General features: G+C 45.7%; 9 protein-coding genes and 1 pseudogene. 5 read left to right on the forward strand and 5 right to left on the reverse strand.

What is annotated here, in order from left to right; genetic code table 11:
- Positions 1–344: 344 nt before the first annotated feature.
- On the forward strand, positions 345–695 hold the full coding sequence (arsC, locus tag OEZ43_10235) for an arsenate reductase (glutaredoxin) (GenBank protein MDH5545963.1): 351 nt from the start codon (positions 345–347) through the stop codon (positions 693–695).
- Between the two features lie 14 nt (positions 696–709).
- Here arsC and OEZ43_10240 read toward each other — a convergent pair whose 3' ends face one another.
- Positions 710–2,602, reverse strand: a complete 1,893-nt coding sequence (locus OEZ43_10240) for a hypothetical protein (GenBank protein ID MDH5545964.1) — start codon at positions 2,600–2,602, stop codon at positions 710–712.
- Positions 2,603–2,856: 254 nt separating this feature from the next.
- On the opposite strand from OEZ43_10240, the pseudogene OEZ43_10245 reads away from it, so the two are divergent.
- Positions 2,857–3,231: pseudogene (locus OEZ43_10245) on the forward strand (NifU family protein).
- Here the strand turns inward: OEZ43_10245 and gpmI are convergent.
- The 3 genes from gpmI to OEZ43_10260 form a co-directional block, all read right to left on the reverse strand.
- Positions 3,228–4,781, reverse strand: coding sequence for a 2,3-bisphosphoglycerate-independent phosphoglycerate mutase (gene gpmI, locus OEZ43_10250; GenBank protein MDH5545965.1), 1,554 nt, complete (start codon positions 4,779–4,781; stop codon positions 3,228–3,230). The pseudogene OEZ43_10245 and the gene gpmI sit on opposite strands and share 4 nt — an antisense overlap.
- 106 nt (positions 4,782–4,887) lie before the next feature.
- Positions 4,888–7,272: a phosphoenolpyruvate synthase gene (ppsA, locus tag OEZ43_10255; GenBank protein MDH5545966.1), complete on the reverse strand. Its 2,385-nt coding sequence runs from the start codon at positions 7,270–7,272 to the stop codon at positions 4,888–4,890.
- 89 nt (positions 7,273–7,361) lie between these two features.
- Positions 7,362–8,417: a sensor domain-containing diguanylate cyclase gene (locus tag OEZ43_10260; GenBank protein MDH5545967.1), complete on the reverse strand. Its 1,056-nt coding sequence runs from the start codon at positions 8,415–8,417 to the stop codon at positions 7,362–7,364.
- A 203-nt stretch (positions 8,418–8,620) separates the two neighbouring features.
- Between OEZ43_10260 and htpG the strand changes: the two genes are divergently transcribed.
- The 3 genes from htpG (at position 8,621) to OEZ43_10275 (ending at position 14,578) form a co-directional block, all read left to right on the forward strand.
- Positions 8,621–10,495, forward strand: a complete 1,875-nt coding sequence (htpG, locus tag OEZ43_10265; protein ID MDH5545968.1) for a molecular chaperone HtpG — start codon at positions 8,621–8,623, stop codon at positions 10,493–10,495.
- A gap of 173 nt (positions 10,496–10,668) precedes the next feature.
- The gene (locus OEZ43_10270) at positions 10,669–12,330 is read left to right on the forward strand and encodes a hypothetical protein (protein MDH5545969.1); all 1,662 of its coding nucleotides are present in this window, start codon (positions 10,669–10,671) and stop codon (positions 12,328–12,330) included.
- A gap of 1,498 nt (positions 12,331–13,828) precedes the next feature.
- Positions 13,829–14,578, forward strand: coding sequence for a response regulator transcription factor (locus tag OEZ43_10275; GenBank protein MDH5545970.1), 750 nt, complete (start codon positions 13,829–13,831; stop codon positions 14,576–14,578).
- On the opposite strand, the gene OEZ43_10280 is transcribed toward OEZ43_10275, so the two are convergent.
- Complete coding sequence (locus OEZ43_10280; protein ID MDH5545971.1) at positions 14,556–14,996, reverse strand: YcgN family cysteine cluster protein; 441 nt, start codon at positions 14,994–14,996, stop codon at positions 14,556–14,558. The genes OEZ43_10275 and OEZ43_10280 overlap by 23 nt on opposite strands.
- Positions 14,997–15,071: the final 75 nt, after the last annotated feature.

Genomic DNA, 15,071 nt, shown 5'->3' on the forward strand with positions numbered 1-15,071 from the left:
CCAAAATTGGGACTAAAGGTCTGACGATTTGTGACGAAAGTTTACATAGTCGCTGAACGAATTTGAACACATGGGTTGAGCAGGGACGTCACTCACGAGATAGCGATCGAAAGATCATGGACACAGTTTAATAGTATTCGGTTTGGAGCAGTTGAGATGAAAGTTCTTGTAGGTACTGTCATTATCGGTGTAACGATGTTCTATGTAGCCAGTTACGCCTCTATTATTGGTTAATTACGATTTTCGCACTACGTTTCTCTGTTATACTCCTCAGAACGCCCCTTTTTAAGGGGCTTTTTTTTTGCCAAAATACGTACATGTTTTTATTGAGTTTAGGAAGACGTATGTCATTTACTATCTATCATAATCCGCGTTGCAGCAAATCGCGTGAAACTTTGCAATTGCTACGTGATAAAGAAGTCGAGCCAACAATAATCGAATATTTAGTGGCCCCGCCAACAGTGGAAGAGCTGCGACACATTGTTTCACTCCTGGGTATCAAGCCTCGCGCATTGTTGCGGACAGGAGAAGATGAATATAAAGAAGCGGGTCTGGATGATATGAGCTTGAGTGATGAGGTCATTCTGGAAAAAATGGTCGTATATCCCAGGGTTATTGAAAGGCCCATCGTTATTAAAGACGGCAAGCAAGCCGTAATTGGTCGGCCTCCCAAGCTGGTAGCGTCGTTACTGTAAACTAGTCTCTATTTCTAATTACAGGGATAGTGGCAGATGGGATTTAGCGCATTACCGAGAACACGTGTCGTATTCTGGTCAATGACGGCTTCGGAGTTTTCTGATACCCAGATACCGTAACCTATGCTATCAGTTATTTCACTATTTTGAATTTTTACATAGGATTGAACCGTGCTGTTTGAGCGCTCAGGTTCTACAGTGATATTTGCCGCATTGTTCACAGATTGGATTCCTATGTAGTCAGACATTTCACCACCGTATTTCACAACGACATTGTCCAACAAATTTTTTCGGTCATCAGAATTGCGAAATCTAATACCAGACCAAGCTTGCGGAAAAGATATTCCGTCACCGTAGTTTTCTATTCGTGTAAAGGTAATCGGATTATTTGATGAGCCTTTCGCTTGAAGTTGTGAGCTTTGACCACGAACGAGAAACAATTTCCTTGGCGCAATCTCAATAGTTACGCCCGCATCAATTGTAGCTCGACCTTCAATTCTAATATCGCTCATAGATCGATACCTGATGTTAGCTGCAGTCCAATGATCTAATGTCTGGTCTGATTGCAAAACACTGGGCGTAATCAGTATGTGGTCATTGCCATTTCCTTCAAGATTTGACGTGAGCGATACCGTGTTTGCTTTGGAAAGCGGTAAAATCATAGCCCCTTTTGCGTTGCCGAAAATTCGGTTATTTTCAAAATTGAGCAAATTACCTTTGCTTTCTAAAATAATTCCGTAGCCATCTGAAAAACTAAACTCTGAATTAGAAACTTTTAGCATGGTTATACTGTCAACATTGGAGCCAAGAACGTGTAAACCTGTGGTATTTACGACTTCTTTATACGAATTTAGGATCTGTTTCCCACCATATTCGAGCCGTACATAGTCAAGTTGATTGGACTCTGAAGAACTGCCATCAATCGTTACACCTCGCCATCCGCCAGGGGTGCTGGTGGCTGATGTTAATACGATAGGTTGGTTTTTATTTCCGCGCGCGCTAAAAGATGCCCGTTCTCCTAAGACAGCTAATCCCGCGCCATCATCAAAGCGCACGGTTACACCAGGTTCTATCGTTAAGTTTGTATATACTTTAATCAGCTCATTCACAAAATAGGAAGTGCCCTGGTGTTTGGGCCAGTAGGCAAATTGCGACGTGACTCGTATATCAGGATCGCCCAACTTATCACCTGTGACCACAATATAATCATAGAAGTTGTTCTTCATTTGATTAGATGTTTCAACAAGGTTGAGTTTTGCGGCATCGACTGACAGTGGCGCATCACGCCCTTCATGAATCAGGTTATTCCGAAATTCGGTTATAAAACTGTGCTTTCCGATGTATACGCCGAGACCGCCGCTGTACTCAATCCGATTATTGCTCAGCGATACAAAGGGCTGAACCTGCATGTCTTCCATGTCTGCCGGACCTGAAACCACAACTGAGGTGGAAACGCCAGCAGGTGCATCAAATGGCTTTCCACCAGCGTACTGGATTATGGCATTACGAATAAAGCTACTTCCAGTACCCTGGTGATGGAAACGTATACCTTGCCAGTAACCCGCCTGATCAATCATCCCAGTAAATTTGATGGGATTGTTCGGTTCACCACTGGCAAATAAGTCACCACCATTCAAAGTAAGTGCGGCGTCAGCATCGAATTTAATTACGGTATTGGGGGCAATATTTAACGAACCGCCGGCAGCGACATATAAATGGTTGCGTATTCGATAACAACCTGAGCTTAGAATGACAGGGCTGGTAATATTATTTTTTGGGGCTTCAATTTCCTGCAGGGTGTCACATTTAACAGTTGTGTCTCCCACCGGTCCAGTTGGCGGTTGACCACCCCCACAACTGGCTAGCGAAAAAAGAGCGAGCGAAAATAACGTGACTCTTACGTACAAGATATTACCCCTTATTTCCTGTCCCCATGCTGCCTTGACTTTGTGTAAGGCGGTCTTTATTTTTCAGATGTTTATAGTGTAATGGCGTTAAATAAAACTTAATTGTAGTGATTGGCTTATAGACACCATACATGCGAATACTTGCTTTCTCAGTTATTGTGCCATTGTTCGGCGTTCATGGGGAAGGGTTCTCCCGATTATTAGCTAAATGAGATTTTTAGAATATGTCAAATTCCCAACAATCGTCACCCGCTGCGCATCTGCTGAGTGACAATTCCGAACACGTATATAGTGATGAGGAACTGGACGCGATCGAGCAGTTGGACGCTGCATTGGCCTTGCGTATTGATCGTATGCAGTTCTTGGCCAAACAAGCGCGCGTCGTGCAAGACTGCGATGAACCAATTCATATCGAAGATGTAAGTCTGGCGATTGAAGAGGCGAGAAAGATATTGCAACAGGATGGTGGCGATCTTGAACTAGTGGGGATTTATGACAGAACCGTCAGAGTAAGGCTGAAAGGAGCGTGTGTTGGTTGTCCAAATGCAGCCTTGGATTTGAAAAATGTCGTAGAACGGCTAATAAGGGCGCATGCACCGGGTGTCCAGCGTATCGAAAATGTATTTTAAGCGGCGTTTATCTTTCCTGATACGAAATGTGAAAGCAGGCTGCTTCTCATTTGCGGTGGCACAGACAGGCCCATCAACTCAAGAATAGTCGCGGCAATTTGGCTTAACCCTCCTTCCTGATTGATTTCATGTACATCTGAATCAATGATAACGCAAGGTACTGGAAAGGTCGTATGCTGCGTATGTGGCAGACCCGTCACTGGATCTAGCAATAATTCGCAATTACCGTGATCGGCGGTAAGTACGACGCTATAACCACATTCCTTTGCTACCTCCACGACCCGGTAAACTTCTGTATCCAGTGTTTCCACTGCCTGGATCACAGCATTACGGTTGGCAGTATGACCAACCATATCACCATTGGCGAAATTACATACAATGAAGCCGAATTCGCCTTCCTGAACGGCGTTAATTACCGTATCTGCCAATGCGGCGGCGCTCATTTCCGGCGCCATGTCATATGTCTCCACAGCAGGCGAATTTATCATGATGCGTTGTTCCAGTGGATACGGTTGTTCTCTGCCACCGTTGAGGAAAAAAGTGACATGTGCGTATTTTTCGGTTTCTGCACAGTGAAGCTGCGCAACGCCAATGTTGCTGAGCGTTTCGGCCAGGGTGACACGAGGTGCTTCCGGCGTGAAGGCAATGGGTAAGGGTAGTTGCGGATCGTATTCAGTGAGACAGGTGAGTTCTACCGGTTGGTATTCACCTCGGTCAAATGGCAGAAACTCTTTACCGGCCAACATATAGGTTAATTGTCTCGCGCGATCATTGCGGAAATTGAAAAAAATCACTCCATCACCCGGCTGTATGCATTGGCCGCCGGTAATTACCGTAGGTACGATGAATTCGTCACTTTGGCCCATTTCATATGCTTGTACTATTGCCAGTTGTGCTGCGCAGGCAGGCATACCCTGACCATGAATCATTGCTTCCCACACCTTGATAGTGCGTTCCCAGCGTTTGTCCCTATCCATGGCGAAAAAGCGACCACTGACGGTACTGACGTATCCTCCAACTGCTTCAAGTTTGGGTTGTATCTGTTCTAAGAATTTCATGGCACTATTTGGCGCGGTATCACGACCATCGGTAATCATATGTAGCGAGGGAATTACATTTTCATCTCCACACATATCGATCAAGGCTTTCAGGTGATTTACATGGCTATGTACACCGCCGTCGGAACACAGGCCAATTAGATGGACAGGTCGCCCTCTCGTCCGGCTACGGGCCATGGCTGTGCGTAATGCTGCATTGCGTCGAAAACTGCCATCACGTATCGCATCGTCGATACGAACCAGGTCTTGGCGCTGAATAGACCCACTACCAATGGTTAGGTGTCCAACTTCCGAATTACCCATCTGTCCTTCGGGCAACCCGACGGCGTTTCCACAGGCTTTAATTGGAGTCATGGGATAGTGGGTAAAAAGTTCGTCTAGGTGTGGGGTGTTGGCTAAGGCAATGCCATTGTTTTCCGTTTCTGGATTTAATCCAAAACCGTCCATTATGATGAGTAATACGGGTTTGCGTAGTTTTTTGTGTGTGTCCATATGCGTCCGTTGGAAGGCGTGTAGTGTTTTATCGGCACGAATCTGGCGGTTTGAATACAAGCGCCATACCAGGCGGTAAGGGGGAGGGGAAAATGTGAAGTGATTGTTACTTTTCCGCCTCGATGACAGTTTGTCGCATGCGCAAAACTGCGTCAGGATTAAGTGAAATTGAGTCTATTTCCTGCTCTACCAGCCAGCGGGTGATTTCAGGATAATCAGACGGCGCCTGACCACAGATTCCAACATATTTTTCATGTTGTTTGCATGCCTTTATCGCCATTTCCATTAGACTCAGTACAGCCGGATTTCGTTCATCAAAACCTGCAACAATTCCGGAGTCTCGATCGACACCGAGAGTTAATTGTGTAAGATCATTAGATCCGATAGAAAAGCCATCGAAATGTTGTAGAAATTCGTCGGCTAAAAGCGCGTTTGAGGGGATTTCACACATTAAATAAATTTTTAAATCGTTTGTGCCGCGTTGCAGGCCATGTTCTGCCAATAGCGCCAGGACGGTTATACCTTCTTCAACAGTGCGTACAAAAGGTACCATCAGGGCGACATTGTCCAACCCCATATCATCGCGCACGCGTCGCAAGGCCTCGCATTCCAGGGCGAAACAGTCAGCAAATTCTTTCGACGGATAACGCGCTGCACCACGCAAACCTATCATTGGATTTTCTTCGATAGGCTCAAAAAGCTCACCACCTATCATTGAGGCATATTCATTGGATTTGAAATCGCTCAAACGAACAATAACGGGTTTCGGATAAAAGGCGGCGGCGATCATGCCAACGCCTTCCATTAAACGATCGATATAAAACGAAACCTTATCTGCGTACCCCGCCGTTATGTGATCAACGCGTGTTTGTAATTCAGTCGGTAACGATTTGTATTCGAGTAGCGCTTTGGGATGAATTTGAATGGTGTTGTTTATGATGAATTCCAGGCGCGCCAAACCAACACCAGCGACCGGTAGACGGGAAGTTACGAAGGCATATTCCGGATTACCCAGGTTGACCATGATATTGGTGCGCGTTTGCCGATCAGAACGTAAATCCTGGCGTTCAATTTCATATTCGAGTATGCCCGCGTAGATATATGCGGTATCTCCCTCGGCGCAGGATATCGTTACTGCGTCACTGTCTTCCAGTTTAAGCGTTGCATCGCCGCATCCGACGACGGCGGGTATGCCAAGTTCACGCGCAACAATAGCCGCGTGACACGTTCTACCTCCTCGATTGGTGACTATGCCTGCTGCCTTTTTCATTACTGGTTCCCAGTCAGGATCCGTAATGTCAGTCACAAGAATTTCGCCCGGCTGCAAAGTGTGCATGTCTTCCGCATCAAAAATGACGCGGACGCTTCCACTGGCAATACCGGTTCCTACGGATTTCCCTGTGCACAACACATCACTTTTTTCTTTGAGTCGGTATATCTTCAACTGATTTTGGTCAGCCTGGGCCTGAACGGTTTCGGGCCTTGCCTGTACAATGAAAAGCTCACCGCTTTCACCGTCTTTGGCCCATTCGATATCCATAGGCATATCCCGGCCAGCAAGCGCAGAATAATGTTTCTCAATAGAGGTTCCGTATAAAGCGAGTTGTAAAACGTCATTGTCTGTTATCGCAAAGCGTTCACGGTCTTCCTTGCTGACCTCGACGTTACGTGTGGAACGCCCGGCAAGCGGGTCGCGGCTATAGACCATCTTGATGGCTTTATCGCCCAATTGGCGTTTGAGTATTGATCGGTGGTGGGTTTCCAACGTGGGTTTAAATACATAGTATTCATCTGGATTGACAACACCTTTGACGACATTTTCGCCAAGTCCGTAGGCTGCCGTGATAAATACGACGTCGCGAAACCCGGACTCCGTGTCCAAAGTAAACATGACGCCCGATGCACCGCTGTCAGAACGCACCATTTTTTGTACCCCGACAGATAGCGCAATGTCGAGATGATTGAATCCCTGGTGTATACGGTAGGAAATGGCTCGATTGGTAAACAAAGAGGCGAATACCTGTCGGCAGGTATTGATCAGATTAAAACTGCCGCGAATGTTCAGATAGGTTTCCTGTTGTCCCGCGAAGGATGCATTTGGTAAATCCTCTGCCGTAGCAGAGGAGCGTACGGCTACATCAGGGTTAGGGCCATACTCTTCTTCAAGCCGGTGATAGGCGTCGCGAATTTCAGTTGCAAGATCATCAGGCATATCGCCTAAAGTGATCCAATGTCGTATTTGGGCACCGACTGACGCGAGTGACTCTACATCGTCGGGCTTGAGTTCGGAGAGTAACGAGGATATACGCTTATGCAGGTTGTTATAGGTGAGATAGTGGCGAAAGGCTTCTGCCGTAGTTGCAAAACCATTAGGTACACGAATGCCTAACGGGGTGAGAGCACCATACATCTCTCCCAGGGAGGCATTCTTGCCGCCAACGATAGCAACATCCTTATTTGAGATTTCTGAGAAGAATTTGATATAGGCCATGGCTTTGCCTCAGGGTTTGGCTCCGAAAAATTCGGAGCGAATATAAGGCAAATATTATCGGATGGGCTGCAAATAAGAAAGTGCGGGTCTCAGTCCTGAGAGATGATGGCCTTGGAAACCGGTGTTTGCGGCGCTATGGAATAACAATCCCGTCCCTTGTGTTTGCTTTCATACAGCGCTTTGTCAGCGCGTTCTAAGAGTTCTTCAATTACCATGGGTTCGTTGGGGTAACTGACTGCGACGCCGATACTGCTCGTCGTCTGGAAATATTGATCCAGTTTGCTGCTAAGGAAGCGCTGGCCTCTCACGGTTTCGAGTAATTTGTTCGCCAGAGTTTTTGCACCCTCGTAGTCAGTTTGCGGTGCGCAAATGACAAATTCATCACCACCAAAACGTCCAACGATATCGATCTTGCGGCAATGCTGTTTCAGGATGGAAGTAAAATCATGAATCATTTTGTCTCCCATTAGGTGACCATGTTGATCATTAAATTTCTTGAAATGATCAAGATCGAGAAACAGCAGAGACAAGGGCTGGTTATTGCGAATACTGCGGTCCATCTCGGCCGTGAGCTTCTGCATAAAGGCGCGTTTATTGTACAGACCGGTGAGTGGGTCGTAGGTAGCCTGTTTATGTAGCTCCTGAAGTAGCCTTGCCTTCTCGACAGCCTGCACTGCTTCGGCAGCAAAGATGCTAAGTATCAGCATTTCGTGTTGCTCAAAAGGCTCATTGGTCTTTCTGTAAACTGAAATGCTGCCAATGGCGCTTTCACGGGTCTTCATAGGTACACAGATAATCGAACGTATACCCTCCAATTGCGCCAGCTCGGCATTTTTGCAGGCGGGTTCGATGGAAATTTCGGGCGAGTAAAACGGTTTGCCGGTTTGAACGACTCGTCCAGTAATACCTTCTCCAATACGGATGGGTGGTTGGGATAGAAAGCCTTCGGTGACACCAAAACCTTTTACGATTTCTATGTTGCCCGAGTCCATATCAAAGATTCGTATCGTTGCCGCCTCGGCGTGGGTGAGGGCGACGGCGGTTTTTACGATATGTTCGAAGACATCGTCCAGGCCATCGAAGACGATCATGCGCTCGGATAGCATAAATATTCGGTTTAGTACCTGGCTATCGTGCATAGTCATTGGCCTCAAAGCTTCCACGAAAAAATTGTCCCTATCCTATGAAGGAAAAATGAAAAGTGGATTAAACGTCAGAACGATCGGGTGGCTCGAAGCAAAGGTAGATATCTTCTATAATGCCGCTACTTGGTATTGAATTTATGCTTTATGTCCCCACATTCGGGGCTAAGTAATTGTAAACATTAAGAGGAATAGGCGTGACTAGCGTGGAAACAAACAAAGAAACCCTCCAATTTGAAACCGAAGTCAATCAGCTACTGCAGTTGATGATCCATTCGCTTTACTCAAATAAAGAAATATTCTTGAGAGAGCTTATCTCAAATGCCTCTGACGCCTGCGACAAGCTGCGCTTTGAGGCCCTGGGTGACGATGCCTTATTTGAAAGCGATAGCGAACTCAGGATTGACGTGAGCTTTGACAAGGAAGCCAATACAGTCACTATCCGTGACAATGGGATTGGAATGAGTCGCGAAGAGGTGATCGAAAATATTGGCACCATCGCCCGCTCAGGTACCAAGAAGTTTATGGAATCGCTTACTGGAGACAAAGCGCGTGATGCTCAGCTTATAGGCCAGTTCGGTGTTGGTTTTTATTCATCATTTATCGTCGCTGACAGCGTTACACTGGAGACGCGACGTGGTGGGCTGGGCGCTGAGCATGGAGTACGTTGGGAATCTAAAGGCGATGGGCAGTATACCCTGGAGAATGTCGAGCGCGAGGAACGTGGTACCACTATCACATTACATCTAAAGGAAGAGGAAAAGGAATTCGCCGAATCCTACCGTCTGCGTCATATTATTCGACAGTATTCAGATCATATTTCCATTCCTATCATGATGGCGAAGGAAGGTGAGGATGAAGCGGGTGAGGAACGTGTTAATCAGGCCGCCGCTCTCTGGACACGCGCCAAGAAAGACATCAGCGACGACGAATACAATGAATTTTACAAACACATTTCCCATGATTTTGAGGACCCGATCGCCCATATACATAGCCGTGTAGAGGGTACTCAATCCTATGTGTCGTTGTTCTATATCCCCAAGCGCGCGCCGTTCGATCTTTGGGATCGTGACCGCCGCCAGGGCGTGAAGCTGTACGTCAAGCGCGTATTTATCATGGATGACGCCGAGCACTTGATGCCTGACTATCTACGTTTTGTGCGCGGTATAGTCGACTCAGACGATCTGCCGTTGAATGTCTCACGTGAGATATTGCAGAAGAATAAACAAATTGATTCGATGCGTTCCGGTTCTGTTAAAAAGGTTTTGGGTTTGCTCGAAGGCGTTGCCAAGAATGAGGCAGAAAAATACACCACGATTTGGCAGCAGTTTGGCAATGTTCTGAAGGAAGGTCCTGGCGAAGACTACGCCAATAAAGAAAAGATCGCCGGTCTTTTGCGTTTTGCATCTACTCACAATAATGACAATACGCAGAATGTTTCGCTTGCAGACTATATTTCGCGTATGAAGCCGGATCAAAAGAAGATTTTCTACGTGACGGCGGAAAGTTTCGCCGCCGCGAAAAATAGTCCCCATCTGGAGGTCTTTCGCAAGAACGGTATAGAGGTTTTGCTCTTGTCTGATCGTGTAGACGAGTGGTTGATGAGCCATCTGACAGAATTCGATGGCAAGTCCTTTCAGTCCGTCTCTAAGGGTGACCTAGACCTGGACGAACTGGGCGATAAGGAAGAAAAGGCAAAGCGCGAACAAGAGGCTGAAGCAGCTAAAGACCTGCTTGGACGTATGAAGGAAGCGCTTGAAGATAAGGTCAAAGAGGTGAGGGTGACGCACCGTCTGACCGATTCTCCTTCCTGTCTGGTCGTCGATGAGGACGAGATGGCTGCTAATCTTCAACGCATGCTCAAGGCAGCGGGGCAGGCCATACCGGATTCCAAGCCTATACTCGAAATCAACCCGAGCCATCCTCTGGTCAAGCGACTGGATTCAGTCTCGAATAAGGAAGATTTTGCAAATTGGTCGACATTGTTGTTTGAACAAGCCACGCTTGCTGAGGGCGGACAACTTGATGATCCTGCCAGTTTCGTGAGTCGACTGAACAATATACTCGTTCAGATGTCCTGATAGATATCCCCGCCCGTGTTGTAAGCGGGCGGGGTTAATACAGTAACAATAATAATGGATTACCCTTCTGGTTCTTGTGTGGGTAGATGTGGAAAGCCGAAGAATATAAGTATTCGGTACAAATCGGAGTAGCTCGGCAAACGCCTGTTCCGAGGATTTGGGGTGATTTATTAATGAATATAAAGCACATGATGAGCTGTCTGGTGGTCGTCGTCAGTCTGTTATCGGCTTGTGATGATCAACCTGGCAAAGTAGATAAGCCTGATGAGGAGCCGAACCTCAATCCCAGCAATTTCCTAGCATACAAAATCACCAGACGACTCAGCGCTGACAATACTGCGACGGTAGAATTGAAGGCACGAAGTCTGGATAACATCGAAAAGTCAGTAGACGTTGAAACCAGCGCAGATGGTAGCATACGGGTGTTCCCCAATGGGTTTCAAGTCGGACAGTACAGTAGCGAAAATTATCGCATCAGCAACTATCATACTCATAAAATTGTTTACACCAATGAGGGGAAGCTCTATTTGCTCCCGGTTCACCAGGTGACTCAACCTGTTGCACGCCAACTATCCTCTGAGAACGATGGATACAATATATGTCTGGAAGATAACCGTAGAGCTAATGACTATGCAGATCCAGATAATTCGCGAATGGTGTATAAAAAAGTATTCACTAGTGAAGATCGCATCAATTGTGCGTCGAAATCGGGCGCGTGGTTTATGGTTAACATCAGCGATAATGATAGCGTCACGCCCAAGAGTTTGCCAAACAGTCTAGATTTTATCGTTACCGCAATTCATGACCCGGCCAGCGGAAGCCTGAGTGGATGGCTAGTGGTCGAGAATGGCGCCCTGAGTCGATATGACATCGACTTTTCGTCTTCCTCACAAGTCGTGTTGAGTGGTAGTCCCGTTACTGTAGGCTCGCGTGTCCGGTTGCTGACAAGAACTCATGCGAAACATTTCATCCTCAACGTGGATGAACAAATTTTAATATACGATGCCATTACTAACACTATCGTCGGAAGCAAAACCGCATTTAAAGCGCCAGCAGGCGGACGCATCGGTCGATTTGTAACATCCGATGGTGAACAACTATTTTTTACGGTCGATCTAGCCTTTGATGATCAAAATCAGGCCACTCAATCAGATTTGTATGCGCTAGATATGACGGATGGTAATGTAACAAAGCTACATTCTGAGAATGCAGGTATTGGAAAGATCCTGGTAGCCAAGAATTATCTGATTTTTGGTTATGAGGTTTCGCCATCTTGGTATTACGGACTCAGATTGAAGAAAATTGTCAAAACAGGTGGTGTAGCGGTAGAGGTAGTTAGGCCCGAAAACGCAAATGCCATTTACGATATGTATGCCCATGGGGATTATTTTTACGTCAACTACGTTAGCAATGATAGACATTTCACCCTTTATCGTATTGAGGAGAGGGAAACCCAATCATCGGCTATCAACCATCATCGTCTCGTTGGGGTGGTTTTTAGTAACGAATTGAATCCCGCGCGTTTCTTTCTGGATCCACAGTATTTCGTTGTCGTACAAAATGATATTGATACCGGCACGAAAAATCTACATGTGATAGAAGCTAACACCGGAGCCATGAAAGTAATTGGAGCGTTACCGCAAGATACGAACCTGGATAGAAGTTTTGATTTTATTGAAACCTTAGGCCATACCCACGTGTTGTTGGGCATATTTAACAATAGTGGTATTAAAGATCTTTTCTATTTTGATGCTACAAAGGACGGTTCTTTACAGCGTTTGACGCAAGGGGCGGGAAGTAATCAAAGCGCTATTTATTACAAACCTGGCTTGTAACTCGCTTCATAGGTAGGACACGAAAAACGGGCGCATGAATCAAATGATCAATGCGCCCGCTCGGTTTTAGCTAGCTAGCTATTTCCGGTCGTTAAACTGTCGACAATGGCAGTATAACGAAAAGTAACAGTGTCAAAGCCAAAAAGATGATAGGAACACCTGCATTACCCACTGTTAACTCCTCCTCTGGTAATGTGCAACGCCTGACTCCCAGACGTCTGCGTTTAGAGAATCTCAACCTATGTTTGTAAACAAACACGGCGACACTCTCCTCCTCTCGAACCATACATATAGTGTCTGATCCAACGGTTCAATACCATAACTAATGTTTTGTCTAACATCAAGTAATAATTCGGAGTTTTCGTGTTTGTCCATGAGGATTTGTTTTCTAGGTAGGACTATATTACCTGAGTAAAGCAAAAAGGATTTATAGATGGGAATTGTAAAGCTGACAAGAAAAAAGCCGGGAGAGGGATCCCGGCTTTTTTGCATCACGTAACTTGTACTGGCTTAGGCCATTGCCATGCCTATCATCGTAAGCGCAGTTATAACTACAACGAGATATAAAACTACGATTGGATCATCAGACATGATATCGCTTCTTTGTTTTGCCATGGTGGTATACCTCTCCTTTACTGTTCAAAGCTGCATAAATTATGTCGTCCAAAATCAGGGACTCATTAACCATAGCAGCAAAAAAACATGAACAACAGAGAGAAGGCCATGAAAAATATATATGTATAAATAAAGCGGAATTTATGGCCCAAAAAGTCCCAACTAATTAAATGGGTTAAAGCGGGAAATAAAAGCAGATTCTTAATAAGAATTACTGAGTGAAATGTCGTTATTAAAATGGAAATAAATAGAAGAGCAGAGATTGGAAGAATGAAAGAGGGCGTTAGCCCCCTTCCAAAGGTATACCAAGACTTGTTAGCCGCCCATGCTCACGCCAAGCATGCCAAGCAAAAATACTACGACAGCAAGATAAGCCAGATACAGACCGTCGTGCTTCATGATGTGATCATCTTTATTCATCGGAATTCCCCCTCTAGAATTTCGTTACTTACGTGATGCTGCCTTTCGGCGGATAAAACCATACCAAATCACTAATATTTAATGCAAGCTTTTTTTATACGAAAACTAAATAGATAAGTAAAACAATAGGATATTGGATGTTTGTATCGAGTGTCGTTGGGGTAGTATGAATATTGATCAAAAATCAGGCAAAAAACTGTTATGTAATTTTGTTTCACAACATGTTTTCTCATCGACAACAATTCTTGAGTCTAGGGTTAAGTGAGGGTTCTTTTTCTACTGGAAAATATGCTAAGTTTCTGGCGGTGTATAAATTATTGTCTGAGGTGGTTTGGAGGGTTGCATTTAAAAGATTCTATTCTATGCTCACCAGGTAAACATTTGTAAAATGTGTAAACATTGTGACTAGGACGGAATAAGATATGCCGTTACAAAGGATGAACTGAGGTCAAGAGGATAGACTGTGCGAATTGCCGTTTTGGAAGACGATGAACATCTGGGTCAATTGATGCAACTTTGGATGGAAGCAGCTGGACACAATGCCCACCTGTTTACGACCGGCCAAGAATTTATGGGGGCGGTAAAGCGAGACACATACGACCTGTTTATGCTTGACTGGATGCTACCTGATACCTCCGGTGATAAAGTCCTAGAATGGATACGTGAGCATATCGGTTGGCAAGTCCCTGTCCTTTTTGTTACCCAGAATGATTCCCAGGAAGATATCGTGAAGGCGCTAGAAAAAGGCGCTGACGACTATATGGTCAAGCCGGTTCAGCCGATGGAGATGCTTGCTAGGTTGACGGCGTTAGGGCGGCGTGTGAAGCAGGAAGTGCAGGAAGAAACGGTTATAGACCGTTCTCCCTATCAGCTCGATCTCAACACGCACACATTTTCCTGCAGGGGTGAGGTTATTCCTCTCACCCAGAAGGAGTTTGATTTGGCCTTGTTTATGTTCCAAAACGTCGGTCGCATTCTTTCCCGAGCACATATTCTAGATTCCGTATGGGGAAGGAATCCAGAGATTAATACGAGAACAGTGGATATCCACATATCACGTCTGCGAAAGAAACTGGAATTGAGCGCGGAAAACGGTTGGAAGCTTAGTGGAATATATAACCATGGTTACCGCTTGGAACGAGCGTATTCGGGGGCTGACAAGTCAAGTAGTGCTGAGCCTGTTTCTGCGGTTACCAGTTCTGGTCGAGAATAAAGTTTTCGATATCATCCGGGTGCACGTCGTATTCTGAGATTACTTTTTCGCGGATACTGTGCCCGTTGGTTTCTACACTCAATGGTGATCCACTAATAAGGGGGTGCCAGTCAGGCAGCGGAACACCGTCCCGAATGAGTAAATAGGCGCAAGTACTAGGTAGCCAGTTTATTTCTCTCACGAGTTTTGGCGTCAATGTAAGACAATCAGGAACAAGCTCTGAGCGTCGGGTATAGCACTGACATTGACTATGTTCCAACGCGAAATATTTGCAAACAATATTCGTACTGTACAGTGCTCCATCGTCAATATCTTCCAGGCGCAAGGTACAACACTTGCCGCAGCGATCGCAAAGCGACTCCCATTCCTCAGAAGTAAACGACTCGAGAGACTTGTTTTCCCAGAATTTATTTGACATCGGTTTTATTAAAGGGATACAGATTGAAATACCGGCCACATGATAGAGGAAACGAACACTTCACTCAAGTTAGAA

The organism is Gammaproteobacteria bacterium (assembly GCA_029881255.1).
Lineage (GTDB): Bacteria > Pseudomonadota > Gammaproteobacteria > S012-40 > S012-40 > JAOUMY01.

Coding starts and splice junctions, on each gene's coding strand:
- OEZ43_10270 (MDH5545969.1), top strand. CDS start 10,669: ATGAATATAAAGCACATGATGAGCTGTCTGGTGGTCGTCGTCAGTCTG.
- arsC (MDH5545963.1), top strand. CDS start 345: ATGTCATTTACTATCTATCATAATCCGCGTTGCAGCAAATCGCGTGAA.
- ppsA (MDH5545966.1), bottom strand. CDS start 7,272: ATGGCCTATATCAAATTCTTCTCAGAAATCTCAAATAAGGATGTTGCT.
- gpmI (MDH5545965.1), bottom strand. CDS start 4,781: ATGGACACACACAAAAAACTACGCAAACCCGTATTACTCATCATAATG.
- OEZ43_10280 (MDH5545971.1), bottom strand. CDS start 14,996: ATGTCAAATAAATTCTGGGAAAACAAGTCTCTCGAGTCGTTTACTTCT.
- OEZ43_10260 (MDH5545967.1), bottom strand. CDS start 8,417: ATGACTATGCACGATAGCCAGGTACTAAACCGAATATTTATGCTATCC.